This is a genomic window from Burkholderia sp. MSHR3999, from assembly GCF_000833595.1.
GTDB classification, from domain to species: domain Bacteria; phylum Pseudomonadota; class Gammaproteobacteria; order Burkholderiales; family Burkholderiaceae; genus Burkholderia; species Burkholderia ubonensis.
Genome location: NZ_JRFO01000001.1, coordinates 2029146 through 2054454 on the forward strand (window position 1 = coordinate 2029146; position 25309 = coordinate 2054454).

Below are 25309 nucleotides of genomic sequence, written 5' to 3' on the forward strand. Positions count from 1 at the left end.
ATGAGCGCTCACGCCGCCCCCTCGACCGAAGCGCTCTCGCGGCGCGCCGAATTCAAGGCCGCGAAGGCCGACCTGCTCGCGCGCTTTCGCAACGCGACCAACGTCGCGTCGCTGATGCACGCGCTGTCGAAAGCCACCGACGATGCGCTCAAGCGGGTCTGGGACGACTCCGGGCTGCCCGCGACGCTCGCGCTCGTCGCGGTCGGCGGCTACGGGCGCGGTGAGCTGGCCCCCTATTCCGACGTCGACATCCTCGTGCTGCTGCCCGACGGGCATGCCGCCGAACTCGACGCCCGGATCGAGCGCTTCATCGGCATGGCCTGGGATCTCGGCCTCGAGATCGGCAGCAGCGTGCGCACGGTCGCGCAATGCATCGAAGAGGCGTCACAGGACGTCACGGTGCAGACCTCGCTGCTGGAAGCGCGCCGCATCGTCGGCAGCACCGCGCTGTTCGAGCGCTTCACGGTGCGCTACCACGAGGCGCTCGACGCGCGCGCGTTCTTCACCGCGAAGGTGCTCGAGATGCGCCAGCGCCACGCGAAGAGCCAGGACACGCCGTACAGCCTCGAGCCGAACGTGAAGGAAAGCCCGGGCGGGCTGCGCGACCTGCAGACGATCCTGTGGATCGCGCGCGCGGCCGGCTTCGGCAGCAGCTGGCGCGAGCTCGACACGCGCGGCCTCATCACCGAGCGCGAAGCGCGCGAGCTGCGCCGCAACGAAGGCTTCCTGAAGACGCTGCGCGCGCGGCTGCACGTGATCGCCGGGCGCCGCCAGGACATGCTCGTGTTCGACCTGCAGACCCAGGCGGCCGAAAGCTTCGGCTACCGGCCGACGCCCGCGAAGCGCGCGAGCGAGCAGCTGATGCGCCGCTACTACTGGGCCGCGAAGGCCGTCACGCAACTCGCGACGATCCTGATCCAGAACATCGAGGCCCAGCTGTTCCCGGCCACGAGCGGCATCACGCGCGTGCTGTCGCCCGAGCGCTTCGTCGAGAAGCAGGGGATGCTCGAGATCGTCGACGACGACGTGTTCGAGCGCCATCCGGACGCGATCCTCGAGGCGTTCCTGCTCTACGAAACGACGCGCGGCGTGAAGGGCCTGTCCGCGCGCACGCTGCGGGCGCTGTACAACTCGCGCGAGATCATGAACAACGCGTGGCGGCGCGATCCGCAGAACCGCCGCACGTTCATGCAGATCCTGCAGCAGCCCGAAGGCATCACGCACGCGTTCCGGCTGATGAACCAGACGAGCGTGCTCGGCCGCTATCTGCTGAACTTCCGCCGCATCGTCGGCCAGATGCAGCACGACCTGTATCACGTGTACACGGTCGACCAGCACATCCTGATGGTGCTGCGCAACATCCGCCGCTTCGCGGTCGCCGAGCATGCGCACGAATATCCGTTCTGCAGCCAGTTGATCGGCAATTTCGAGCGGCCGTGGGTGTTGTACATCGCGGCGCTGTTCCACGACATCGCGAAGGGCCGCGGCGGCGATCACTCGACGCTCGGGATGGCCGACGCGCGGCGCTTCTGCCGCGAGCACGGCGTCGCCGGCGACGACGCCGCGCTGATCGTCTGGCTGGTCCAGCATCACCTGACGATGAGCCAGGTCGCGCAGAAGCAGGACACGAGCGACCCGGAAGTCGTCAAGCGCTTCGCCGATCTCGTCGGCAGCGAGCGCCGGCTGACGGCGCTCTACCTGCTGACCGTCGCCGACATCCGCGGCACCAGCCCGAAGGTCTGGAACACGTGGAAAGGCAAGCTGCTCGAAGACCTGTACCGCACGGCGCTCGCGGTGCTCGGCGGCGCGCAACCCGACACGCATTCCGAACTGAAGTCGCGCCAGGAAGAGGCGCTCGCGCTGCTGCGCCTCGAGACCGTGCCCACCGATGCGCACCGCGCGCTGTGGGACCAGCTCGACGTCGGCTTCTTTCTGCGCCACGACGCGGCCGACATCGCCTGGCAGACCCGCGTGCTGTACCGGCACGTGAACGCCGAGACCGCGATCGTGCGCGCGCGGCCGTCTCCCGTCGGCGACGCGCTGCAGGTGCTCGTCTACGTGAAGGACCGCGCGGACCTGTTCGCGGGCATCTGCGCGTACTTCGACCGCAACGGGCTGTCGGTGCTCGACGCGCGCGTCAGCACGACGCGGCACGGCTATGCGCTCGACAACTTCATCGTCACGCAGACCGAGCACGACGTGCAGTACCGCGACATCGCGAACCTCGTCGAGCAGCAGCTGGCGACGCGCCTCGCCGAGGCCGCGCCGCTGCCGGAACCGTCCAAGGGCCGGCTGTCGCGGCTGTCGCGGACGTTTCCGATCACGCCGCGCGTCGACCTGCGGGCCGACGAGCGCGGCCAGTACTACATCCTGTCCGTGTCCGCCAACGACCGGCCGGGCCTTCTCTATTCGATCGCGCGCGTGCTGGCCGAGCACCGGGTCGGCGTCCACGCGGCGCGGATCAATACGCTCGGCGAACGCGTCGAGGACATCTTCCTGCTCGACGGCGCCGGCCTCTCCGGCAACCGTCTGCAGATTCAGGTGGAAACCGAGTTGCTGCGCGCGATCGCAGTCTGAAACAGTCTGAAAGTATCCCAGCGTTTATGCGCACCAAATTGACCGTCAAGAATCCGCGGCCGGCGTCGCCGACCCGCGCCCCCGTCCGTTCCGGCAGCCTCGTCGCCCGCAAGCCGGTGCGCGCCGCTGCGCCGGATGCGGCAGCCAAGCCGGCCCGCCCGAAGCAGGCGCCCGCGCCGGCGGCCGCCGGCGAGCGTGCGTTCAAGCCGCGCGCCGCCGGCGGCGCGGACCGTCCGGGCGCGGATCGCGCACCGGCGAAACGTCCGCCGCGTGACGGCAGCGCCGAGCGCAGCTATCGCGGCGGCGATGCGAAGCCCACCGGCCGCACCGAACAACGTGGCGCGGGCCGCCCCGGCGATAGCCGCCCGTATCGCAGCGCGGAAGGCAAGCCCGCCGCGCGTGGCGAGCGCGGCGAATCGCGCCCGTATCGCGACAGGGATGCGAAACCCGCAGGACGCACCGAACGCGGCGAGCGCCGCCCCGGCGAAAACCGTCCGTATCGCAACGCGGAAGGCAAGCCCGCCGCGCGTGGCGAACGCGGCGAATCCCGCCCGTACCGCGGCACGGACGCGAAACCTGCGGGCCGCACCGAGCGCGGCGAACGTGGCGAATCGCGCTATCGCGACAAAGACGCAAAATTCGCAGGACGCGCCGAACGCGGTGAAGGCCGCCCGTACCGCAGCGCGGAGGGCAAGCCAGCCGCACGCGGCGAGCGCAGCGACACCCGCCCGTATCGGAGCACGGATGCGAATCCCGCAGGCGAGCGCCGCAGCGCCGACGGCAAGTTCAGCCGAGGCAAACCCGACGCGCGCCCGGCCCGCCGCGGCGACGACGATGCGCGGCCCCGTCGTGCGAGCGCCGGCGCCGAAGGCGGCAAGCGCCCCTATCGCGACACGACAGGCGGCGAAGGCGCGAAGCGCAGCTTCGGCGAACGCCGCACGTCGTCCGACCGCCCGGCCCGCGCGCCGCGCGACGGCGATCGCGCCGCGCGCGGCCCGAACGCCCCCGCCAAGCGCGGCGCTGCCGAACGGCCGTCGTCCGGCGCGGGCTTCAAGACCGCGCAACCGGTGAAGCGCCGGGCAGCCGACGTGGATCGCGGCGACGAGTCCGGCCTGATGCGCCTGTCGAAGCGGATGTCGGAACTGGGCCTGTGCTCGCGCCGCGAAGCCGACGAATGGATCGAGAAAGGCTGGGTGCTGGTCGACGGCGAACGCATCGACACGCTCGGCACCAAGGTGCGCGCCGACCAGCGCATCGAAATCGACGAACGCGCCAGCGCGGCACAAGCGGCGCAGGTGACGATCCTGCTGCACAAGCCGGTCGGCTACGTGTCGGGCCAGGCGGAAGACGGCTACGAGCCCGCGACCGTGCTGATCACGCGCGAGAACCACTGGAGCGGCGACCGCTCGGCGCTGCGCTTCTCGCCGCAGCATCTGCACTCGCTCGCGCCGGCCGGCCGGCTCGACATCGATTCGACCGGCCTGCTCGTGCTGACGCAGAACGGCCGGATCGCGAAACAGCTGATCGGCGAGCAGTCGGACATCGACAAGGAATACCTGGTGCGCGTGCGCTTCGGCGAGCGCCTGATCGACATCGACCAGCACTTCCCGGCTGAATCGCTCGCGAAGCTGCGCCACGGCCTCGAGCTCGACGGCGTCGCGCTGAAGCCCGCGATGGTGAGCTGGCAGAACGGCGAGCAGTTGCGCTTCGTGCTGCGCGAAGGGAAGAAGCGCCAGATCCGCCGCATGTGCGAGCTGGTCGGCCTCGAGGTGGTCGGCCTCAAGCGCGTGCGCATGGGCCGCGTGATGCTCGGCGCGCTGCCGCAGGGGCAATGGCGCTACCTGTCGGCCGACGAGACGTTCTGACGGCAGTTCCGACGGCCCTACGCGGCGCGTCTGCGCACGTTACGAAAAAGCCCGCCGTGTTTTTCCGGCGGGCTTTTCTCATTCCGGCGGGCAACGCGAGCGATCGCGCCCGTCCCGCATCAGTCGTCCGTCGCGTCGAGCCCCGGAAACAGCACGTCGGTAAACCCGAAGCGCGTGAAATCGGTGATCCGCATCGGGTACAGCTTGCCGATCAGGTGATCGTATTCATGCTGGACGACCCGCGCGTGAAACCCTTCGGCAACGCGGTCGATCTTCGCGCCGAACTGGTCGAAGCCGCTGTAGCGGATCTTCGCGTAGCGGCTGACGACGCCGCGCATGCCCGGCACCGACAGGCAGCCTTCCCAGCCCTCCTCCATGTCCGGCGGCATGTACTCGATCTTCGGGTTGATCAGCACCGTCTCGGGCACGGGCGGCGCTTCCGGGTAGCGGTTGTTGTTGCCGAAGCCGAAGATGATGACCTGCAGGCCGACGCCGATCTGCGGCGCGGCCAGTCCCGCGCCGTTCGCGTGATGCATCGTCTCGAACATGTCCGCGACCAGTTCGTGCAGCGCCGGCGTGTCGAAGCGCTCGACCGGCTGGGCGATCTCGAGCAGGCGGGGATCGCCCATCTTCAGAATCTCGCGAATCATGGCGCATGGCCCTCCAGAAGTTGGTGTAATCCGTCTTCGTCCAGCACGGGGATGCCGAGCTCCTCGGCCTTCGCGAGCTTGCTGCCCGCCTCCGCGCCCGCGACGACATAATCCGTCTTCTTCGACACCGAGCCGGCGACCTTCGCGCCGGCCGCCTCGAGCATCTCCTTCGCCGCATCGCGCGTGAGGTTCGGCAGCGTGCCCGTCAGCACGACGGTCTTGCCGGCCAGCACGCCCTGCGGCGCCTTCGGCGCGGGCGGCCCTTCGGGCCACGTGACCTTGCCCGGCGCGCGCAGCTGCTCGATCACCGTGCGGTTATGCTCCTCCGCGAAGAACTGGTGGATCGACTCGGCGACGATCGGCCCGACGTCGTTGACTTCGAGCAATTCCTCGACCGTCGCATCCATGATCGGATTCAGCGAGCCGAAATGCTTCGCGAGATCCTTCGCGGTCGATTCGCCGACGTGGCGGATGCCGAGCCCGTAGATGAAGCGTGCCAGCGTCGTGTGCTTGGCCTTCTCGAGCGAATCGAGCAGGTTCTGCGCGGACTTCTCCGCGAACCGGTCGAGTTCCGCGAGCGTCGCGAAGCCGAGGTTGAACAGGTCGGCCGGCGTGCGCACGAGGTTCTGCTCGACCAGCTGGTCGATGATCTTCTCGCCGAGCCCGTCGATGTCGAGCGCGCGCCGCTGCGCGAAGTGCCACAGCGCCTGCTTGCGCTGCGCCGGGCAGAACAGGCCGCCCGTGCAGCGGGCGATCGCCTCGTCCGGCAGCCGCTCGATGCGCGAGCCGCACACCGGGCACTCGGTCGGCATCACGAACTCCGGTGCCGGGTCCGGCCGCCGGTCGAGCACCGCGCCGACCACTTCCGGAATCACGTCGCCCGCACGCCGCACGATCACCGTGTCGCCGATGCGGATGTCCTTGCGGCGCACCTCGTCCTCGTTGTGCAGCGTCGCGTTGGTCACGGTCGCGCCGCCGACGAACACCGGCTCGAGCCGCGCGACCGGCGTGATCGCGCCGGTGCGCCCGACCTGCACGTCGATCGCGACGAGCGTCGTCAGCGCTTCCTGCGCGGGGAACTTGTGCGCGAGCGCGAAGCGCGGCGCGCGCGACACGAAGCCGAGCCGCTCCTGTTCGTCGCGGCGGTTCACCTTGTAGACGACGCCGTCGATGTCGTACGGCAGCGACTCGCGCTGCTCGCCGATCTTGCGGAAGAACCCGAGCAGCCCGTCAGCGCCGCGCACGACCGCGCGCTCGCGGTTCACCGGCAGGCCGAGCGTCTCGTACCAGTCGAGCAGCGCGCTGTGCGTGTCGGGCATCGGCGCGCCGTCGAGCACGCCGATCCCGTACGCAAAGAACGACAGCGGGCGCTGCGCGGTGATCTTCGGATCGAGCTGGCGCAGGCTGCCGGCCGCGGCATTGCGCGGGTTCGCGAATTCGCGCTGCCCGGCCGCGCGCTGGCGTTCGTTCAGGCGCGCGAAATCGCGCTTGAACATCAGCACCTCGCCGCGCACGTCGAGCACGGCCGGCAGGTTCTTGCCCTTCAGCTTCAGCGGCAGCGAGCGGATCGTGCGGACGTTCTGCGTCACGTCCTCGCCGGTCGTGCCGTCGCCGCGCGTCGACGCCTGCACGAACGTGCCGTTTTCGTAACGCAGCGAGATGGCGAGGCCGTCGAATTTCAGCTCGCACGCGTATTCGACGGGGTCGGTCACCGACCCGGCGAGATCGACGGCCTTGTCGAGCGCGTCGGCGATGCGCTTGTCGAACGCGACGATGTCCTCATCCTCGAAGCCGTTGTTGAGCGACAGCATCGGCGCGTCGTGGACGACCGGCGTAAAGCCGCCCGCGACCGCGCCGCCGACGCGCTGCGTCGGCGAGTCGGGCGTCACGAGTTCGGGGTGGTCCGCCTCGATCTGTTGCAGTTCGAGAAACAGTCGGTCGTATTCGGCGTCGGGCAGGTCCGGCTGGTCGAGCACGTAATAGGCGTGGTTCGCCCGCTCGAGTTGGTCGCGCAGCCACGCGGCGCGCGCGTCGGGCTGGCTGGCTGGCGGTTCGGCTTGGGTTCGGGCCATGCTGGCGGCAGATTCTTTCTGAGACAATCGAATGCCAGATTATCTCAGTTTGGCGCCGCGCCGGGGGCCGGAAACGGCGTGGCGCGCGATGCTGCCGACAGCCCGCCGGCAGCGGGTCGCGGCGGCATCGCGCGCCGCGACCGGTGGTTCGCGTTACTGGCTGAACAGCCGCCGCGTGACCGGCGAGCCGGCCGGAATGCCGGCTTCCTCGAGCTTCGCGTACAGCTTCATCAGCTGCTGCTCGATCGCGAGCAGCGTCGATTCCGGCAGCGGCCGGCGCTGGTCGTCGACCACCCGCGCGCCGATCCGCTCGGACAGCGACTTCGCGTAGTCGCACATCAGCCGGAACGGCAGGATGTCCTCTTCCGCGACCGGCACGTCGAGCACCAGCGTGATCATGTTGCCGCCCTTGTAGGTCAGGTCGTCGCGCAGGAAGTTGGTGTCGCCGAACTGCAGCATGAACACCGGATTCTGCTTCGCGTCGAGCTTGACGAAGCGCGTGCCGTCGCGCGACAGCAGCAGCCCGTCCTGCGACGCCACCGCCTGCACGTAGTTGGCCGACCACGGCGCGCCGTCCGACATCACGTTGATCGACAGCTGCGCGTCGCATTGCGCGGCGAAGCCGTCGAGCTCGCGCGCCATCGACACCGTCTCCATCATGTCCGGGAATTCGGGCGCGCCGTCGATCGCGTCGGCGAACTGCTGGACGCCGGTCACGAATTCCGAGAACTCCAGCTCGTTCAGCGGGCCGCCGCGGTTCGCGAGCTGCGCGGCCGCGCGCAGCTCGTCGTAGCGCACGCCGTTCTGCAGCAGCTCCCAGTTGCCGCCTTCCGGCTTGCCTTCGATGTGCACCGGCTTGCTCCCCGCGCGGCGCAGGCGCTGCGCGACCGGCAGGATCTTGTCGCCCGGCAGCGGCGATGCGAGGCGGATCGGCACGATGCAATCGATCCGGCGATCGACGACCGCGGGCGGCGCCGCGGAGATCGTCGTCGCGGCCGGCAGCACCGGCTCGGCAGGCTTAACCGGCTCGACCGGCTCGCTCGCGCCGCTTTCGTCGGCCGTCCCGGCGACCGGCAGGTCGGCCGACGTCGCCTCGGCCTGCAGGTCCGCCGGCATGTCGGCAGGCGCCGCGCCGCCCAAGGCGGCCCCGCCTAAGGTGGCCCCGCCGAACGTCGGCTCGACGCGTGCCGCCTCGGCCGACGCGCCCGCTGCAGCCTCGGCGTCCGGCGCCGCCGACTCGCGGCGCGCCGGCTGGCGCACGGGCTCGATGAACGGCAGCTCGTCGTCGCGTTCCGGACGATGCATCGCGTCCGCCGTCTCCTGCGGCATCGGACGCGGCATCTTGCGCCGCACCTTCGCGCCCTGCCACGCGTTGTAGACCACGACGCCGCCCACCACGACCGCGCCTGCGCCGATCAAACCGAGTGTCAACTCGTCCATGCACGCTCCATCACAATTCTTTTTCGTTGGGCTCGCAAGCGGGGCGCCATTGCGCCGGGCGGCTCCGTGCCGCACGCCCGCGAACCCGGTTCGTAAACGTCAATTCTGGGCAAAACCCGCGGCGGTTTCCATGTCCACCGCGACGATCCGCGACACGCCCTGCTCCTGCATCGTCACGCCGATCAGCTGCTGCGCCATCTCCATCGCGATCTTGTTGTGCGAGATGAAGAGGAACTGCGTCTTGTCCGACATCGCGCGCACGAGGTTCGCGAAACGCTCGGTGTTCGCGTCGTCGAGCGGTGCGTCGACCTCGTCCAGCAGACAGAACGGGGCCGGGTTCAGCTGGAACATCGCGAACACCAGCGCGGTCGCGGTCAGCGCCTTCTCGCCGCCGGACAGCAGGTGAATCGTCGCGTTCTTCTTGCCGGGCGGCTGCGCCATCACCTGCACGCCGGCGTCGAGGATCTCGTCGCCCGTCATGATCAGCTTCGCCTGGCCGCCGCCGAACAGGCGCGGGAACAGGTCGCTGAAGTGACGATTGACTTCGTCGAAGGTTCCCTGCAGCAGCGTGCGGGTTTCCTGGTCGATCTTGTGGATCGCGTCCTCGAGGGTCGTGATCGCGTCGTTCAGGTCGGCCGACTGCGCGTCGAGGAACACCTTGCGCTCGTTCGCGGCCTTCAGTTCGTCGAGCGCCGCCATGTTCACGGGGCCGAGCGCGTTGATCGCATTGTTGATCCGCGTGACCTCGCCCTGCAGGTACGACGGCTTCAGGTCCGGCGTCAGCTTCTCGCGCAGCGCGGCCTCGTCGACCTCGGCCGTCGCGAGCTGCTCGGCGAACTGCTCGACCGCCAGGCGCGCCGCCTGCTCCTTCAGCTGCAGCTCGGTGATGCGGTCGCGCAGCGGCTGCAGCGAACGCTCGGCGACGAGACGCTGCTCGTCCGACGCGCGCAGCTTCGCGGTCAGGTCGTCGAGCTCGATGCGCGCGGCCTGCAGCGCCTCTTCCTTCACCGCGCGGATTTCGAGCGCGTCCTGCAGGCCCGTATGCGCGGTCTGCTCGTTGATCGTCTCGAGTTCGGCGCGCGCGTCTTCCAGCGACGCGGCGACGCGCTCGCTCTGCTCGTGCGCGACCTGGATGCTGCGCTTGAGCTCGTCGATCCGGGTCGCCGCGTTGCGCGCGGCGAAGCGCGCGTCGTTCGCGCCGCGCTCCAGATCGCGCGCCGCCTGGCGCGCCTGCGACAGCGATTCGTCGAGCGACTCGAACGCGAGCTGGTTGTCCTCGAAGCGCGCCTGCAGTTCCGCGAGCTCGCCGTCGAAGCGCTCGAAATTCGCTTCCGACTCCGCACGCAGCGCACGCTGCTCCTCGACCTGCGCGCCGATTTCCTCGAGCTCCTCGCGAATCTGCGTGCTGCGCTGCGTATAGCGCTCGTGCGCCTGTGCGAGCTTCAGCACGTCCATCTGCAGCGCGTGCACCCGCTGCGTCGCGCGCTCGGCCTGCGCGCGCACGTCGGCGAGCGCCTGCGTCGCCTGCGTGTGCGCGGCTTCCGCGCGCACCACGGCCGACTTCGCTTCGTCCGCGAGCAGCGCCTGCGCGCGCACCTGGCGCGTCAGGTTCTCGATTTCCTGCTGGCGGGCGAGCATCCCCGCCTGTTCCGAATCGGCCGCGTACAGCTGCACGCCGACGCGCGTGACGAGATGGCCCGCCTTGACGACGAACGCGCCGCCGGCCGGCAGCTGCGTGCGCGTCGCGAGCGCCTGCGCGACGTCGTCCGCGACGTACACGTTGCCGAGCCAGTCGTTCAGCACCGCGCGGATGCCCGCGTCGTCGATGCGCACGAGCGACAGCACCGGGCGCAGCCCGGCCGCCGCCACGGGCGGCTCGCCGGCCGGCGGCGGCGCGTAGAACGCGAGCTTCGCGGGCGGCGCGTCGGTCGCGAACGCCTTTACCCAGTCGAGATTCGACACTTCGAGCGCGGCGAGCCGCTCGCGCAACACGGCCTCGAGCGCCGTTTCCCAGCCCGGCTCGACATGCAGCTTCTTCCACAGCCGCGGCAGCGTGCCGAGCTCGTGCTTGTCGAGCCACGGCTGCACCTTGCCCTCGGTCTGCACGTTCTCCTGCAGCTGCTTGAGCGCGGCGAGGCGCGCCTCGAGCTGATGGATCTGCGCGCTTTCGGCCTGCACGCGCTCGTGCGCGGCGCGGCGCTCGGCGTCGAGGCGCGGCACGGTTTCCTGCGCGTCGGCGAGCCGCGCCTGCGCGTCGGAGAGGATTTCTTCCTGTTCGGCCAGCTGCATGCGCAGCTCCTCGAGCTGCGCCTCGTCCGGCGCGTCGAGGCCGCCCGCTTCCGCCTTCAGGCGTTCCTGCCGCTGCTGCAGCTGCTGCAGCTGCTGGTCGGCGTTGCGCTGGTGCGCGGCCTCGAGCTTCAGCGACTGCTCGGTCTGCGCGATCCGCGCGCGCTCGTCGTTGAGCTGCGCCTGCGCATCGCGCCAGGTCGCCTCGAGCGCCGGCAGCGCGTCGTGCTTCGCCGCGGCGTCATCCTCGGCGAGCGCGGCCTTCTCGTCGGCGATCGCGCGCGCCTCCTCGGCGTCCGCGAGCTCGTCCTGCGCCTTCTCGGCCTGCGCGCGCCACTGCTCGCGCTGCGCGTCGAGCGCGGCGATCTGCGCCTGCACGCGGTTGCGCGATTCGACGATGAACTTGATCTCGGCTTCCAGCCGGCTCACCTCGGCGTTCGCCTCGTAGAGCGAGCCCTGCGCGCCCTGCATCGCGTCGCTCGCCGCGTAGTGCGCGACGCGCAGCGTCTCGAGCTGCGACTCGACCTCGCGCAGCTTCGCGGTCTGCGCCTCCAGGTCGATCTGCGCCTGCTCGATCGCGCGCTGCTGCTTCTGCTGCTCGCCGCCGGCCTCGTTCTTGCGCAGCAGCCACAGCAGGCGCTGCTTTTCCTCGCCGTCGGCGACGAGCTCCTTGTACTTGGTCGCGACGACCGCCTGCGCCTCGAGCTTCTCGAGGTTCGCGGTGAGTTCGCGGACGATGTCCTCGACGCGGGTCAGGTTCTCGCGCGTGTCGTGCAGGCGGTTCTCGGTCTCGCGGCGGCGTTCCTTGTACTTCGACACGCCCGCGGCTTCCTCGAGGAACACGCGCAGCTCTTCGGGCTTCGCCTCGATGATCCGCGCGATCATGCCCTGCCCGATGATCGCGTACGCGCGCGGGCCGAGGCCGGTGCCGAGGAAGATGTCCTGGATGTCGCGGCGGCGCGCCGGCAGGTTGTTGATGTAGTAGCTCGACGTGCCGTCGCGCGTCAGCACGCGCTTCACGGCGATCTCGCCGTACTGGCCCCACTGCCCGGCCGCGCGGCCGTCGGAGTTGTCGAAGATCAGCTCGACGCTCGCCCGGCTGCCAGGCTTGCGGGCGGTCGAGCCGTTGAAGATCACGTCCTGCATCGACTCGCCGCGCAGCTCGGACGCGCGCGACTCGCCGAGCACCCAGCGCACGGCGTCGATGATGTTGGACTTGCCGCACCCGTTCGGGCCTACCACGCCGACAAGCTGGCCCGGAACCTGGAAATGCGTGGGATCGACAAAGGATTTGAAGCCAGCGAGTTTGATCGAGCTCAGACGCACGGCGGTATCGGATGTGAAGAATGTGTGAAACGGACGACGACACGCCGCGCCGGACCAGCCGGCCCTTGCGCGCGGCGCGCCTCGGAATTCAAAAACGGGGCCGCGCTCTCGAGCGTCGGGCCCCGCAAACGGCACCCATCATACCATCGCGCGTGCGCCGTCCCGCCCGTTCCCGGGTTTGTCCTGCACGGCGCGCGGCCGGTGGACCCGGCTCGACAGCAGCGTCGCGAGCACGATGCAGGCGCCGCCCGCCCACTCCCGCGCGCCCGGCAGCTCGTTGGCGAACACCCACGCCGACAGCGCGGTGATGACGATCTCGAACAGCATGATGATCGACGCCCGGTTCGCCGGCACGCGCGCGAGCCCGTACTGCACCAGCAGGTTGTTGGACGCCATCGTCACGCCGATGCCCGCGACCAGCAGCGCCGCCACGCCCAGGTTGCCGCCCGCCGGCACGGGCGGCAGCCCCTCGAACAGGGACGCGATCGCGCCGAACACAGCCGCGCCGCCGAACAGCGTGGCGGTGCGCATCTCGGCCCGCATCTGCGGCAGCTCGCGGCTCGCCTTGACGACCAGCACGTTGCTCATCGCGAAGCTCAGCCCGGCCGCGAGCCCCGCCCATTCGGCCGGGTTGGCCGGCAGCGGCACGCCGAGCCGCGGCGACCACAGCATCAGCATCGCGCCGCCGATCGACAGCGCGGCAAGCCCCGCGCCCGCCCAGCTGAGCCGCTCGCGCAGCAGGAAGTGCGCGTAGATCGCAGTCCATGCGGGGGTCAGATAGAACAGCAGCATCACACGCAGCACCTCGCCGTGGATCGTGCCCCACACGAAGCCGAGGTTGGTGATCCCGGCCGTCACCGCGATGCCCGGCAGCACCCAGTGCCAGCGCAGCGTCGCGATCGCGCGGTGCCGCGCGACGACCACGAACAGGAACGCGACGACGCTCGTCAGCGCGCTCGCCGCGGTGCCCGTCAGGCCCAGCGACGCCAGGATCCGCAACGGATACCAGATCAGGCCCCACACCGACGCGCCGATCAGGATCGCCAGCGTCGGCAGGCTGCCGCGTACTGCGTTGTTCATCTTGTTCGATACCCTTTATCTTTCGTTGTCCGGCCGGCGCTCCGGCCCGCCGTGACTGCATTCCGTCACGCTATAATCGTCGGCTGCGAAACGCGCTGCCGCTCCCGGCGGCGCCGCTTCGCCGCCGCGCGGCGCGAGCGCCGCCCCTTTCGCTTCAACCGGCCGCGATGGCCGCTTCGCCCGTGAACCCTCGACTCGACTCGCTCCAGCCCTATCCCTTCGAAAAGCTGCGCGCCCTGTTCAAGGACGTGACGCCCGCCGCCGGCCTGAAACCGATCAGCTTCGGCATCGGCGAGCCCAAGCACCCGACCCCGGCGCTGATCCGCGACGCCGCGGTGGCCGCGCTCGACGGCCTCGCCGCGTATCCGCCCACGGCCGGCTCGGACGCGCTGCGCACGTCGATCGCGCGCTGGCTCGAGCGCCGCTACGGGCTGCCGGCAATTGATCCGGCGACGCAGGTGCTGCCCGCGTCCGGCTCGCGCGAAGCGCTGTTCTCGCTCGCGCAGACGGTGATCGACGCGAGCCGCTCCACCGGCGGCGAGAAGGCGATCGTACTCTGTCCGAATCCGTTCTATCAAATTTACGAAGGCGCGGCGCTGCTGGCCGGCGCCGAGCCGTATTTCGCGAACAGCGACCCGGCCCGCAACTACGCGTGCGACTATGCGGCCGTGCCGGACGACGTGTGGGCGCGCACCCAGCTGCTGTACGTGTGCTCGCCGGGCAACCCGACCGGCGCGGTGCTCACGCTCGACGACTGGCGCGAGCTGTTCGCGCTGTCCGACCGCCACGGGTTCGTGATCGCGTCCGACGAATGCTATTCGGAGATCTACTTCGACGAGTCGAAGCCGCCGCTCGGCGGGCTCGAGGCCGCGCATCGCCTCGGCCGCGGCTTCGAGCGGCTCGTGATGCTGTCGAGCCTGTCGAAGCGCTCGAACGTGCCGGGCATGCGCTCGGGCTTCGTGGCCGGCGACGCCGCGCTGCTGAAGAAGTTCCTGCTGTACCGCACGTACCACGGCTCGGCGCTGTCGCCCGTCTGGCAGCAGGCGAGCATCGCCGCATGGAACGACGAGGCGCACGTGCGCGAGAATCGCGCGCTGTACGTGCAGAAGTTCAACGCGGTGACGCCGATGCTCGCCGACGTGATCGACGTGAAGCTGCCCGACGCCGCGTTCTACCTGTGGGCCAACGTCGCGCGCACCGGCCTGTCGGACACCGAGTTCGCCCGGCGCCTGTACGCCGACTATAATGTGACGGTTCTGCCCGGCTCGTATCTCGCGCGCGACGCGCACGGCACGAATCCGGGCCGCGATTTCATCCGGATCGCGCTCGTCGCGGGCACCCCCGAATGCGTCGAGGGCGCGCAACGCATCGTCGACTTCTGCCGCGGCCTCGCCCGGTAACCGACCCTCCCGATCAATTCCTTCATCTCCTGCGAAAACGAACATGTCGCAACAACTTCAGCAAATCATCGATACCGCCTGGGACAACCGCGCCGAGCTGTCGCCGAAGGCCGCGCCCGCCGAAGTCCGTGACGCCGTCGCGCACGCGATCGAGCAGCTCGACAAAGGCGCGCTGCGCGTCGCCGAGAAGATCGACGGCAGCTGGACCGTGCATCAGTGGCTGAAGAAGGCCGTGCTGCTGTCGTTCCGCCTGGAGGACAACGCGCCGATGCCGGCCGGCGGCTACTCGCAGTTCTACGACAAGGTGCCGTCGAAGTTCGCGAACTACACCGCCGAAGACTTCGCCGCGGGCGGCTTCCGCGTCGTGCCGCCGGCGATCGCGCGCCGCGGCTCGTTCATCGCGAAGAACGTCGTGCTGATGCCGTCGTACACGAACATCGGCGCGTACGTCGACGAAGGCACGATGGTCGACACGTGGGCCACGGTCGGCTCGTGCGCGCAGATCGGCAAGAACGTGCACCTGTCGGGCGGCGTCGGCATCGGCGGCGTGCTCGAGCCGCTGCAGGCGAACCCGGTCATCATCGAGGACAACTGCTTCATCGGCGCGCGCTCGGAAGTCGTCGAAGGCGTGATCGTCGAGGAAAACTCGGTGATCTCGATGGGCGTGTACCTCGGCCAGAGCACCAAGATCTACGACCGCGAAACCGGCGAAGTCAGCTACGGCCGCATCCCGGCCGGCTCGGTCGTCGTCGCGGGCAACCTGCCGTCGAAGGACGGCTCGCACAGCCTGTACTGCGCGGTGATCGTGAAGAAGGTCGACGCGAAGACCCGCGCGAAGGTCGGCCTGAACGAACTGCTGCGAGGCGACTGATGGCGAAGCCGCGCACCGTGGTCGTCTACGGCATTCCGAACTGCGACACCGTGAAGAAAGCCCGCGTGTGGCTCGACGACCACGGCGTCGAATTCGAGTTTCACGACTTCAAGAAGGCCGGCGTCAGCGTGCCTCTGGTCGAAGACTGGCTGAAGGACGTGTCGCTCGACGCGCTCGTGAACAAGCGCGGCACCACGTGGCGCGGCCTCGACGACGCCATGAAGGCGGCCGCGGAAACGCAGGCCGGCGCGGTCGCGCTGATGATCCACAAGCCGTCGGTCATCAAGCGCCCCGTGCTCGTCGTCAACGGCCGCGTGAAATCGCTCGGCTTCGCGGCCGACCAGTACGCGGCACTGTTCGCCGCTTAGGGCCTCGCCGGCCTGCTGCCGCCGCACGGCGCCCGAACACCTCGCTGCCGGCCACCGCGCCGGCATTTTTTATCGAAAGTGGTCCGAACCATGTCCGCCACCCTAGCCCTTACCGAACAGCTGATCGCGCGCGCGTCCGTCACGCCCGACGACCAGCACTGCCAGCAGATCATGACCGAGCGCCTCGCCGCGCTCGGCTTCGACATCGAGACCATCGCGTCGCACGGCGTGACCAACCTGTGGGCCGTCAAGCGCGGCGCCGCCGGCCGCGACGGCAAGCTGCTCGCGTTCGCGGGCCACACCGACGTCGTGCCGACCGGCCCGCTCGAGCAATGGACGTCGCCGCCGTTCATTCCCGCGCATCGCGACGGCAAGCTGTACGGCCGCGGCGCGGCCGACATGAAGACCTCGCTCGCGGGCTTCGTCGTCGCGACCGAGGAATTCGTCGCCGCGCACCCGAACCACCGCGGCTCGATCGCATTCCTGATCACGAGCGACGAGGAAGGCCCCGCGACCGACGGCACCGTGAAGGTCGTCGAGCTGCTCGAAACGCGCGGCGAGCGCGTCGACTACTGCATCGTCGGCGAGCCGACGTCGACCGCCGAACTCGGCGACGTCGTGAAGAACGGCCGCCGCGGCTCGATGTCCGGCGAGCTGATCGTCAAGGGCGTGCAGGGCCACATTGCGTACCCGCACCTCGCGAAGAACCCGATCCACCTGCTCGCGCCGGCGCTCGCCGAGCTCGCCGCCGAACAGTGGGACGAAGGCAACGAATACTTCCCGCCGACCACCTGGCAGGTATCGAACCTGCATGCGGGCACCGGCGCGACCAACGTGATCCCGGGCCATATCGACCTGCTGTTCAACTTCCGCTTCTCGACGGCGAGCACCGTCGAAGGCCTGCAGGCGCGCGTGCACGCGATCCTCGACAAGCACGGGCTCGACTACGAACTCAACTGGTCGATCAGCGGCCTGCCGTTCCTGACGCCGCGCGGCGAGCTGTCGAATGCGCTCGAGACGGCGATCCGCGCCGAAACCGGCCTCACGACCGAGCTGTCGACGACGGGCGGCACGTCGGATGGCCGCTTCATCGCGCGCATCTGCCCGCAGGTGATCGAGTTCGGCCCGCCGAACGGCAGCATCCACAAGATCGACGAGCACATCGAGGTGCGCTTCATCGATCCGCTGAAGAACGTGTACCGCCGCGTGCTCGAACAACTGATCGCCTGATGGAGTCCCGCATGACGACACCTTTTGCAACAGTTCGCGACCTGCTGCGCTACGCGGTCACGCGTTTCTCGAAGGCGAAGCTCGCGTTCGGCCACGGCTCGGACAATGCATACGACGAAGCGGCCTATCTGGTGCTGCGCACGCTCGACCTGCCGCTCGACACGCTCGAGCCGTTCCTCGACGCGCGCCTGCTGCCGGACGAAATCGACGCCGTGCTGACCGTGATCGAGCGGCGCGCGACCGAGCGCGTGCCCGCCGCCTATCTGACGCACGAGGCGTGGATGCACGGCCACCGCTTCTACGTCGACGAGCGCGTGATCGTGCCGCGCTCGTTCATCGGCGAGCTGCTCGACGACGGCCTGCAGCCGTACGTCGCCGATCCCGAGCAGGTCGGCGCGGTGCTCGAGCTGTGCACCGGCTCCGGCTGCCTCGCGATCCTCGCGGCGAGCGCGTTCCCGAACGCCGAGATCGATGCGGTCGACCTGTCCGACAAGGCACTCGAAGTCGCGGAGATCAACGTGCGCGACTACGGGCTCGAGGACCGCATCTCGCTGCACCGCGGCGACCTCTACGCGCCGCTGCCGATGTTCCGCTCGTCCGAGCCGGGCGCGCGCTACGACGTGATCCTGACGAACCCGCCGTACGTCAACGCGGCTTCGATGGCCGCGCTGCCGCCCGAATACCGGCACGAGCCCGAGATGGCGCTCGCCGGCGGCGAGGACGGGATGGACGTCGTGCGCCGCATCATCGGCGAGGCGCGCAACTGGCTGCACGACGACGGCGTGCTCGTCGTCGAGATCGGCAACGAGCGCGAGCACGTCGAAGCGGCATTCGGCGGCCTCGAGCTGACGTGGCTGTCGACCAGCGCCGGCGAAGACAGCGTGTTCCTGATCCAGGCGTCGGATCTCCCGCAGAAGCCCTGACGCCCCGCCAGCCCGAGCCGCGCGGCGCCCCGCTGCGCCGCGCGGTTCGGTAAGATGCGCGTAAGCGGCCGCGATGCCGCGCTTCAGGAGTCCGCCACGCGCTTATGACACTCGACTGGCTACACCTCGGCACGCTCATCCTGGCCATCCACGTGCTCGGAATCGTCGCGGCCTGCCACGCCATCCTCAACACGCGCACGTCGCAAGGCGCGATCGCGTGGGCCGTGTCGCTTGCGGCGATGCCCTACCTGACGCTGATCCCGTATCTGTTCCTCGGCCGCAGCAAGTTCTCCGGCTACGTCGACGCGCGCCGCCACGAGACCGAAGCGCTGCGCACGCATACGCACCCCGTTCCGTGGGCCGCCGCCGATTCGACCGACGGCGCGGCCGCGAGCGCACTCGGCCAGCCTGCGGTGCATGCGCTCACGCGGCTCGGCGGCATGCCGTTTCTCGCCGGCAATGCGGTGCGCACGCTCGTCAACGGCGAAGCGACGTTCGCGGCGATCCTGTCGGCGATCGACGACGCGCGCGACTACGTGATCGTCCAGTTCTTCATCGTCCGCGACGACGCGCTCGGCCAGATGCTGCGCGACGCGCTGCTCGCGCGCGCAGCCGCGGGCGTGCGCTGCTACCTGCTGTACGACAGCATCGGCAGCTTCGACCTGCCGCACGGCTACGTCGACGCACTGCGCGCGGGCGGCGTCGAAGTCCATCCGTTCGCGACCAAGCGCCAGTTCGTCAACCGTTTCCAGCTCAACTTCCGCAATCACCGCAAGATCGTCGTCGTCGACGGCAATTGCGCGTTCGTCGGCGGACACAACGTCGGCGTCGAGTATCTCGGCGCGAAGCCCCGGCTGTCGCCGTGGCGCGACACGCACATCGAGCTGCGCGGCCCCGTCGTCGCGAGCATCCAGTACGTGTTCGCGGAAGACTGGCACTGGGCGACGCAGAAGCTGCCGCCGCTCGCGCCGCCGCCCGCCGCGCTGCCGCACGCCGACATGCACTGCCTCGCGGTGCCGATGGGGCCGGCCGACAAGCAGGAAACCGGCTCGCTGTTCTTCGTCGAGACGATCAACGCGGCGCGCGAGCGGATCTGGATCACGACGCCGTATCTCGTCCCCGACGAAGCGGTGATCGCCGCGCTCAAGCTCGCGGTGATGCGCGGAGTCGACGTGCGCATCCTGATCCCGAGCCGGCGCGACCACGTCGTCGTGTTCGAAGCGTCGAAGCTGTACGCGCGCGACCTAGCCGACGCGGGCGTCAAGGTGTTCCGCTACCGGCCGGGCTTCCTGCACCAGAAGGTGGTGCTGATCGACCGCAGCGCAGCCGCGATCGGCAGCGCGAACCTCGACAACCGCTCGTTCCGCCTGAACTTCGAGATCATGGTGCTGACCGTCGATCGCGCATTCGCCGACGAGGTCGAGGCGATGCTCACGGCCGACTTCGCGCTGGCCTATGAAGTCGACGCGAGCGAATATCGCCGCTCGCCCGCGTGGCGGCGGGTCGCGATGCACATCGCGCGGCTGTTCGCGCCGATTCTGTGAGCGGCCTCCCGATGCCACGGCGACCCGCGCCGGCCGCGTCGGGCGTCACAGCAGCTTTTCGACGTCGGCGGCGATTTCGTCGGGCTTGGTCGACGGCGCGTAGCGCTTGACGATCCGGCCGTCGCGGTCGACCAGGAACTTCGTGAAGTTCCACTTGATCGCCTTGAGCCCGAGGATGCCGGGCGCTTCGTCGGTCAGGTAGCGGTACAGCGGATGCGCATTGTCGCCCTTCACGTCGATCTTCGCGAACATCGGGAACGTCACCCCGTAGTTGCGCTCGCAAAATGCGCCGATCTGCGCGGCGTCGCCCGGCTCCTGCTTGCCGAACTGGTTGCACGGGAAGCCGAGCACGAAGAAGCCGCGCGACGCGTACTGGTCGTAGAGCTTCTGCAGGCCGGCATACTGCGGCGTGAATCCGCACTCGCTCGCCGTGTTGACGATCAGCAGCACCTTGCCGCGATACGCATCGAGCGACGCCGGCGCACCGGCGAGCGTCTCCGCGCTGAAGGAATACAGTGTGGACATCGTGCCCCCTTTCGAATTCGAACCGACGTGAAGTCTAGGCGAAAAACGCGCGGAAACGGCATCTCCCGAACGGCCAATGCCCGGTGCGCGGCCCGCAGTCTAGAATAGCGGTTTTGCCCAGCCATTTCCGTCGTGATCCGTTTCAATCAGTTCAGCCTTGCGCGCGGCACCAAGCCGCTGTTCGACGCGGCGTCGTTCGTGCTCAATCCCGGCGAGAAGGCCGGCCTGATCGGCGCGAACGGCGCCGGCAAGTCGACGCTGTTCGCGGTCCTGCGCGGCGAGCTGCACGCCGACGCGGGCGATTTCTCGATGCCGCCGTCGTGGCGGATCGCCCACGTGTCGCAGGAAACGCCGGCCGTCGAGCGCTCGGCGCTCGACTACACGCTCGACGGCGACGCCGCGCTGCGCGAGATCGAAGCGCGCATCGCCGCCGCCTCGGCCGCGCATGACGGCTCGGCGGAAGCGGAGGCCCATGCGGCATTCGCCGACGCCGACGGCTACACCGCGCCGGCGCGCGCGGAAGCGCTGCTGCTCGGCCTCGGCTTCACGCTCGCGCAGACGCGCGAGCCGGTCTCGAGCTTCTCCGGCGGCTGGCGCATGCGCCTGAACCTCGCGCAGGCGCTGATGTGCCGCTCCGACCTGCTGCTGCTCGACGAACCGACCAACCACCTCGACCTCGACGCGATCGTCTGGCTCGAAGACTGGCTGCACCGCTACCCCGGCACGCTCGTCGTGATCTCGCACGACCGCGAATTTCTCGACTCCATCTGCAACGTCACGCTGCACCTCGAGAATCGGCAGGTGAAGCGCTACGGCGGCAACTACTCGCAATTCGAAGTGTTGCGCGCGCAGCAGCTCGCGCTGCAGCAAAGCGCGTACGAAAAGCAGCAGAAGACGGTCGCGCACCTGCAGAGCTTCATCGACCGCTTCAAGGCCAAGGCCACCAAGGCCCGCCAGGCGCAGAGCCGGATGAAGGCACTCGAGAAGATGGAGCTGATCGCGCCGGCGCACGTCGCGTCGCCGTTCACGTTCGAATTCCGCACGCCCGACGCCGCGCCGAACCCGATGATGGTGATGGAAGACGTTCGCTGCGGCTACCACGGCGACGACGGCGCCGAGATCCCGATCGTCGAGCGCGTGTCGCTGTCGATCCAGAACGGCCAGCGCATCGGCCTGCTCGGCGCGAACGGCCAGGGCAAGTCGACGCTGATCAAGACGCTCGCGGCGACGCTCGAACCGCTGTCCGGCCATGTGCGCGAAGGCAAGGGGCTGACGATCGGCTATTTCGCGCAGCATCAGCTCGAAACGCTGCGCGAGGACGATTCGCCGCTCGCGCACCTCGCACGGCTCGCGCCCGACACGCGCGAACAGGAGCTGCGCGACTTCCTCGGCGGCTTCAATTTCTCGGGCGACATGGCGACCAGCCCGGTCGCTCCGTTCTCGGGCGGCGAGAAAGCGCGCCTCGCGCTCGCGCTGATCATCTGGCAGAAGCCGAACCTGCTGCTGCTCGACGAGCCGACCAACCACCTCGACCTCGAGACGCGCCACGCGCTGACGATGGCGCTCGCGCAATTCGAAGGCACGCTGATCCTGGTCTCGCACGACCGGCACCTGCTGCGCGCGACGACCGACCAGTTCATGCTCGTCGCGAAGCACCGGCTGCAGCCGTTCGACGGCGACCTCGACGACTACCGCGACTGGCTGCTGCAGCACGCGGCCGAGCAGCGCGCGGCCGCGAAGGCCGACAGCGCAGCCGCGGCGGGCGCGGAGCCGGCCGTCAACCGCAAGGACCAGAAGCGTCAGGAAGCCGAGGCACGGCAGCGGCTGTCGCACCTGAGAAGGCCGCTGCAGACGCGCATCACGAAGCTGGAAAAGGAAATGGAAGCGCTGCACGCGGAGAAGGCCCGCCTCGACGCATTCGTCGCCGATCCGGCGAGCTACGAAGCGGAGCGCAAGACCGAACTGACCGACGCGATCCGCAAGCTGGGCGATGTCAACGCGCGGCTCGAATCCGTCGAGGGCGACTGGCTCGCCGCGCAGGAAGAGCTCGAGCAGATCGGCTGACCGCCGCGCGGCCCGGCCCGGCGGGCCGCCCGCTCAGCGCCGCGGCAGTGTATCCCGCGGCATCTGCTCGTCGTCGCGCATCAGGTGGCGGCGCCCTTCTGTCGGCCGCCGGATCACCTCGACGACTTCCGCTTCCGTCACGTCCTCCGCCACGACCCGTCGCGCGAGACGCCCTTCCGCGTCGATCCATTCGACGATTCGGCACCCGCCGCCCCACGGCTGGCGGATCGGCTCCGACACGCGGCAACCGCGCAGGTTGTAAGCGCCTCGGTCCAGCGCTTGCCCGTACTGTTTCAACATAGATCCCTTTCGCCTTGCACGGTTCGACTGTCCGCAAAAGGATAGGGAAAAGCGATGTCCGCCGGGTTACACAACCCTACAAAACATTTACAGCGAATTACGCGACAGATCGCCGGGGAGTTGCCCCCGGCGCGCGGCGGCGCTCATTCGAGCCCGCGCACCCGGTCGATCGCCTGTTCGATCCGCTCGACCGCCATCACCTCCAGCCCGTCGATCGGCTGTTTCGGCGCGTTCGCCTTCGGGATCAGCGCGGTCGTGAAGCCGAGCTTCGCGGCCTCGCGCAGGCGCTCCTGCCCGCGCGGCGACGGCCGGATCTCGCCGGCCAGCCCGACCTCGCCGAACACGATCAGGCCCTTCGGCAGCGCCTTGTTGCGCATCGACGAATGAATCGCGAGCAGCACCGCGAGGTCGGCGGCGGGCTCGGCGATCTTCACGCCGCCCACCGCATTGAGGAACACGTCCTGGTCGAAGCACGCGATGCCCGCATGGCGGTGCAGCACCGCGAGCAGCATCGCGAGCCGGTTCTGCTCGAGCCCGACCGCGAGCCGGCGCGGGTTCGGCACGTGCGCGGTGTCGACGAGCGCCTGGATCTCGACGAGCAGCGGGCGCGTGCCCTCCTGCGTGACGAGCACGCACGAGCCGGGCACGACCTGCTCGTGCTGCGACAGGAACAGCGCGGACGGATTGGCGACGCCGCGCAGGCCGCGCTCGGTCATCGCGAACACGCCCAGTTCGTTCACCGCGCCGAAGCGGTTCTTGAACGCGCGCACGAGGCGGAACGACGAATGGGTGTCGCCTTCGAAGTACAGCACCGTGTCGACGATGTGCTCGAGCACGCGCGGGCCGGCCAGGTTGCCCTCCTTCGTCACGTGCCCGACCATGATGATCGCGGTGCCGGACTGCTTCGCGATCCGCGTGAGCTGCGCCGCGCACTCGCGCACCTGAGCGACCGAGCCGGGCGCCGACGTGAGCGCTTCCGAATAGACGGTCTGGATCGAGTCGACGACCGCGACGTCCGGCCGCTCCGCGTCGATCGCCGCCTGGATCTTCTCGAGCTGGATCTCCGCGAGCAGCTTCAATTCGGCCGCCGGCACGCCGCCATCGAGCAGCGCGAGCCGCTGCGCGCGCAACGCGATCTGCGCGGCCGACTCCTCGCCGCTGATATAGAGCGTGCGCCGTTCGCTCGCGATGCCCGCGAGCGACTGCAGCAGCAGCGTCGACTTGCCGATGCCCGGATCGCCGCCGATCAGCACCACGCCGCCCGCGACCAGCCCGCCGCCGAGCACGCGGTCGAATTCGCCGATGCCGGTCGAGAAGCGCGGCACGTCGGCCGCCTCGATGTCGACGAGGCGCTGCACCGGCGCGCGCTTCGCGAGCGACTGGAAGCGATGCGCGGACGGCGCTTCGGCGACCGATTCGACCAGCGTGTTCCAGGCCTGGCACGACGGGCACTGCCCCTGCCACTTCGGGGACTGACCGCCGCACTCGCTGCAGACGTAAACCGTTTTCTGTTTAGCCACGCGGTGCGCCCTTATTCCGCGCGCACCGGCACGCGGGCCGCGACCGCGCACATCAGTTCATAGCCGATCGTCCCGCAGTGGCGCGCCACGTCGTCGATCGGCAGTTCGTTGCCCCACAGCTCGACCCGCGAACCGACGCCGGCCTGCGGGCACGGGGTCAGGTCGACCGTGATCATGTCCATCGACACGCGGCCGACGATCCGCGTGCGGATGCCGTCGACGATCACCGGCGTGCCCTCGGGCGCGACGCGCGGATAGCCGTCCGCATAGCCGCACGCGACGACGCCGATGCGCATCTGCGCCTGCGCGGAAAACGTCGAGCCATAGCCGATCGACTGCCCCTTCGCGATCGTCTGCACCGCGATCAGCTCGGACGCGAGCGTCATCGTCGGCTTGAGCCCCGTGTCGGCGATGTCGCCGAAGCGCCCGGACGGCGACGCGCCGTACAGCATGATGCCCGGGCGCACCCAGTCGAAATGCGTGCCCGGGTGCCAGAGCACCGCCGCCGAATTCGCGAGGCTGCGCGCGCCGGCGATGTGCTCGGCGCCGCGCTCGAACGCGGCCAGCTGCTCGGTGACGCCGCGCTCGCTGTCCGCGTCCGAAAAATGGGTCATCAACGTGATCTGGCCGATGCCGTGGCAGGCGCGCGCGCGCTCCCACGCGGCGCGATATTTCTCGGGCGTGTAGCCGAGCCGGTTCATCCCGCTGTTCATCTTCAGCTGGACGTTGACGGGCTTCGACAGCCGCGCCGTTTCCAGCATCCGCATCTGCTCGTCGTTGTGGACGGTCGTGGTCAGGCTGTAGCGGTCGATCACGTCGATGTCGGTCGAACGGAAGAACCCTTCGAGCAGCAGGATCGGGCCGGCCCAGCCGAGCTCGCGCAGCTTGACGGCCTCGTCGAGATCGAGCAGCCCGAAGCCGTCGGTGCCGCGCAGGCCGGGAAACGCACGCGCGAGGCCGTGCCCGTACGCGTTGGCCTTGACGACCGCCCAGACCTTGGACTGGCCGGCGTAGCGTCGGACGACGGAGAGATTGTTGGCGAGAGCGGCGGTATGGATGGTGGCGGAGATCGGGCGCGGCATGGGAAATTTACGTAAAGACGCTTGCGAATCATCAGCTTACCGCGCCTTTTGGGCGCCGAAGCCGACAACTTGCGGAACGATCGGGGAATCTTGCTAGTCCGAATCGCTGTATTTTCGTGTTATAAAGCCGTGCGCACAACCCATTTCGAACGGAATAAGCCGATCGCATACCTGGCGGCCTACGCG

At 69.3% G+C, this 25309-nt stretch carries 18 protein-coding genes; 9 read left to right on the forward strand and 9 right to left on the reverse strand.

Annotation, left to right across the window (positions count from 1 at the left end):
• Together KY49_RS09420 and KY49_RS35305 are read left to right on the forward strand one after the other, a co-directional pair.
• Entirely contained in the window at window positions 1-2577 is a 2577-nt protein-coding gene (locus tag KY49_RS09420; RefSeq protein ID WP_042584294.1) for a [protein-PII] uridylyltransferase, read from the forward strand.
• A gap of 26 nt (window positions 2578-2603) precedes the next feature.
• Window positions 2604-4442 (forward strand): pseudouridine synthase, encoded by a 1839-nt coding sequence (locus tag KY49_RS35305; protein WP_082062314.1) that lies wholly within the window; start codon window positions 2604-2606, stop codon window positions 4440-4442.
• A gap of 119 nt (window positions 4443-4561) precedes the next feature.
• Here KY49_RS35305 and def read toward each other — a convergent pair whose 3' ends face one another.
• The 5 genes from def to KY49_RS09450 all read right to left on the reverse strand — a co-directional run bounded on the left by def (window position 4562) and on the right by KY49_RS09450 (window position 13296).
• Window positions 4562-5092 (reverse strand): peptide deformylase, encoded by a 531-nt coding sequence (gene def, locus KY49_RS09430; protein WP_042584295.1) that lies wholly within the window; start codon window positions 5090-5092, stop codon window positions 4562-4564.
• On the reverse strand, window positions 5089-7164 hold the full coding sequence (ligA, locus tag KY49_RS09435; RefSeq protein WP_042584296.1) for an NAD-dependent DNA ligase LigA: 2076 nt from the start codon (window positions 7162-7164) through the stop codon (window positions 5089-5091). The genes def and ligA overlap by 4 nt, the downstream gene beginning before the upstream one ends.
• A gap of 153 nt (window positions 7165-7317) precedes the next feature.
• Window positions 7318-8604, reverse strand: coding sequence for a cell division protein ZipA C-terminal FtsZ-binding domain-containing protein (locus tag KY49_RS09440; RefSeq protein WP_042584297.1), 1287 nt, complete (start codon window positions 8602-8604; stop codon window positions 7318-7320).
• Between the two features lie 99 nt (window positions 8605-8703).
• Complete coding sequence (smc, locus tag KY49_RS09445; protein WP_042584298.1) at window positions 8704-12216, reverse strand: chromosome segregation protein SMC; 3513 nt, start codon at window positions 12214-12216, stop codon at window positions 8704-8706.
• Window positions 12217-12354: 138 nt separating this feature from the next.
• Complete coding sequence (locus KY49_RS09450) at window positions 12355-13296, reverse strand: DMT family transporter (RefSeq protein ID WP_042584299.1); 942 nt, start codon at window positions 13294-13296, stop codon at window positions 12355-12357.
• Window positions 13297-13463: 167 nt separating this feature from the next.
• Between KY49_RS09450 and dapC the strand changes: the two genes are divergently transcribed.
• The 6 genes from dapC (at window position 13464) to cls (ending at window position 19632) form a co-directional block, all read left to right on the forward strand.
• Window positions 13464-14696, forward strand: a complete 1233-nt coding sequence (dapC, locus tag KY49_RS09455) for a succinyldiaminopimelate transaminase (RefSeq protein WP_042584300.1) — start codon at window positions 13464-13466, stop codon at window positions 14694-14696.
• A 43-nt stretch (window positions 14697-14739) separates the two neighbouring features.
• Window positions 14740-15567 carry a 2,3,4,5-tetrahydropyridine-2,6-dicarboxylate N-succinyltransferase gene (dapD, locus tag KY49_RS09460; protein ID WP_010092049.1) on the forward strand — a complete coding sequence of 276 codons (828 nt, stop codon included), beginning with the start codon at window positions 14740-14742 and terminating at the stop codon, window positions 15565-15567.
• The gene (locus tag KY49_RS09465; protein ID WP_042584301.1) at window positions 15567-15935 is read left to right on the forward strand and encodes an ArsC family reductase; all 369 of its coding nucleotides are present in this window, start codon (window positions 15567-15569) and stop codon (window positions 15933-15935) included. The genes dapD and KY49_RS09465 overlap by 1 nt, the downstream gene beginning before the upstream one ends.
• A 90-nt stretch (window positions 15936-16025) precedes the next feature.
• On the forward strand, window positions 16026-17165 hold the full coding sequence (gene dapE / locus KY49_RS09470) for a succinyl-diaminopimelate desuccinylase (RefSeq protein WP_042584302.1): 1140 nt from the start codon (window positions 16026-16028) through the stop codon (window positions 17163-17165).
• Window positions 17166-17176: 11 nt separating this feature from the next.
• Window positions 17177-18088 carry a 50S ribosomal protein L3 N(5)-glutamine methyltransferase gene (gene prmB / locus KY49_RS09475; protein ID WP_042584303.1) on the forward strand — a complete coding sequence of 304 codons (912 nt, stop codon included), beginning with the start codon at window positions 17177-17179 and terminating at the stop codon, window positions 18086-18088.
• A 104-nt stretch (window positions 18089-18192) separates the two neighbouring features.
• Window positions 18193-19632 (forward strand): cardiolipin synthase, encoded by a 1440-nt coding sequence (gene cls / locus KY49_RS09480; RefSeq protein ID WP_042584304.1) that lies wholly within the window; start codon window positions 18193-18195, stop codon window positions 19630-19632.
• Between the two features lie 45 nt (window positions 19633-19677).
• Here the strand turns inward: cls and KY49_RS09485 are convergent, their stop codons facing one another.
• A complete protein-coding gene (locus tag KY49_RS09485) occupies window positions 19678-20157 on the reverse strand; it encodes a glutathione peroxidase (protein ID WP_042584305.1) in 480 nt (159 codons plus the stop codon).
• Window positions 20158-20289: 132 nt separating this feature from the next.
• Between KY49_RS09485 and KY49_RS09490 the strand changes: the two genes are divergently transcribed.
• Window positions 20290-22221, forward strand: a complete 1932-nt coding sequence (locus KY49_RS09490; protein WP_042584306.1) for an ATP-binding cassette domain-containing protein — start codon at window positions 20290-20292, stop codon at window positions 22219-22221.
• Window positions 22222-22254: 33 nt separating this feature from the next.
• Here KY49_RS09490 and KY49_RS09495 read toward each other — a convergent pair whose 3' ends face one another.
• The 3 genes from KY49_RS09495 to alr form a co-directional block, all read right to left on the reverse strand.
• Window positions 22255-22521 (reverse strand): DUF2866 domain-containing protein, encoded by a 267-nt coding sequence (locus KY49_RS09495; protein ID WP_042584307.1) that lies wholly within the window; start codon window positions 22519-22521, stop codon window positions 22255-22257.
• Window positions 22522-22664: 143 nt separating this feature from the next.
• A complete protein-coding gene (gene radA, locus KY49_RS09500; protein ID WP_010092041.1) occupies window positions 22665-24041 on the reverse strand; it encodes a DNA repair protein RadA in 1377 nt (458 codons plus the stop codon).
• An 11-nt stretch (window positions 24042-24052) separates the two neighbouring features.
• Window positions 24053-25123: an alanine racemase gene (gene alr / locus KY49_RS09505; RefSeq protein ID WP_042584308.1), complete on the reverse strand. Its 1071-nt coding sequence runs from the start codon at window positions 25121-25123 to the stop codon at window positions 24053-24055.
• Window positions 25124-25309: the final 186 nt, after the last annotated feature.

Excerpts from the sequence above, each read along its gene's own strand:
- KY49_RS09420 (WP_042584294.1), top strand. The coding sequence starts at position 1 with ATGAGCGCTCACGCCGCCCCCTCGACCGAAGCGCTCTCGCGGCGCGCC.
- KY49_RS35305 (WP_082062314.1), top strand. The coding sequence starts at position 2,604 with ATGCGCACCAAATTGACCGTCAAGAATCCGCGGCCGGCGTCGCCGACC.
- def (WP_042584295.1), bottom strand. The coding sequence starts at position 5,092 with ATGATTCGCGAGATTCTGAAGATGGGCGATCCCCGCCTGCTCGAGATC.
- ligA (WP_042584296.1), bottom strand. The coding sequence starts at position 7,164 with ATGGCCCGAACCCAAGCCGAACCGCCAGCCAGCCAGCCCGACGCGCGC.
- KY49_RS09440 (WP_042584297.1), bottom strand. The coding sequence starts at position 8,604 with ATGGACGAGTTGACACTCGGTTTGATCGGCGCAGGCGCGGTCGTGGTG.
- KY49_RS09450 (WP_042584299.1), bottom strand. The coding sequence starts at position 13,296 with ATGAACAACGCAGTACGCGGCAGCCTGCCGACGCTGGCGATCCTGATC.
- dapC (WP_042584300.1), top strand. The coding sequence starts at position 13,464 with ATGGCCGCTTCGCCCGTGAACCCTCGACTCGACTCGCTCCAGCCCTAT.
- dapD (WP_010092049.1), top strand. The coding sequence starts at position 14,740 with ATGTCGCAACAACTTCAGCAAATCATCGATACCGCCTGGGACAACCGC.
- KY49_RS09465 (WP_042584301.1), top strand. The coding sequence starts at position 15,567 with ATGGCGAAGCCGCGCACCGTGGTCGTCTACGGCATTCCGAACTGCGAC.
- dapE (WP_042584302.1), top strand. The coding sequence starts at position 16,026 with ATGTCCGCCACCCTAGCCCTTACCGAACAGCTGATCGCGCGCGCGTCC.
- prmB (WP_042584303.1), top strand. The coding sequence starts at position 17,177 with ATGACGACACCTTTTGCAACAGTTCGCGACCTGCTGCGCTACGCGGTC.
- cls (WP_042584304.1), top strand. The coding sequence starts at position 18,193 with ATGACACTCGACTGGCTACACCTCGGCACGCTCATCCTGGCCATCCAC.
- KY49_RS09485 (WP_042584305.1), bottom strand. The coding sequence starts at position 20,157 with ATGTCCACACTGTATTCCTTCAGCGCGGAGACGCTCGCCGGTGCGCCG.
- KY49_RS09495 (WP_042584307.1), bottom strand. The coding sequence starts at position 22,521 with ATGTTGAAACAGTACGGGCAAGCGCTGGACCGAGGCGCTTACAACCTG.
- alr (WP_042584308.1), bottom strand. The coding sequence starts at position 25,123 with ATGCCGCGCCCGATCTCCGCCACCATCCATACCGCCGCTCTCGCCAAC.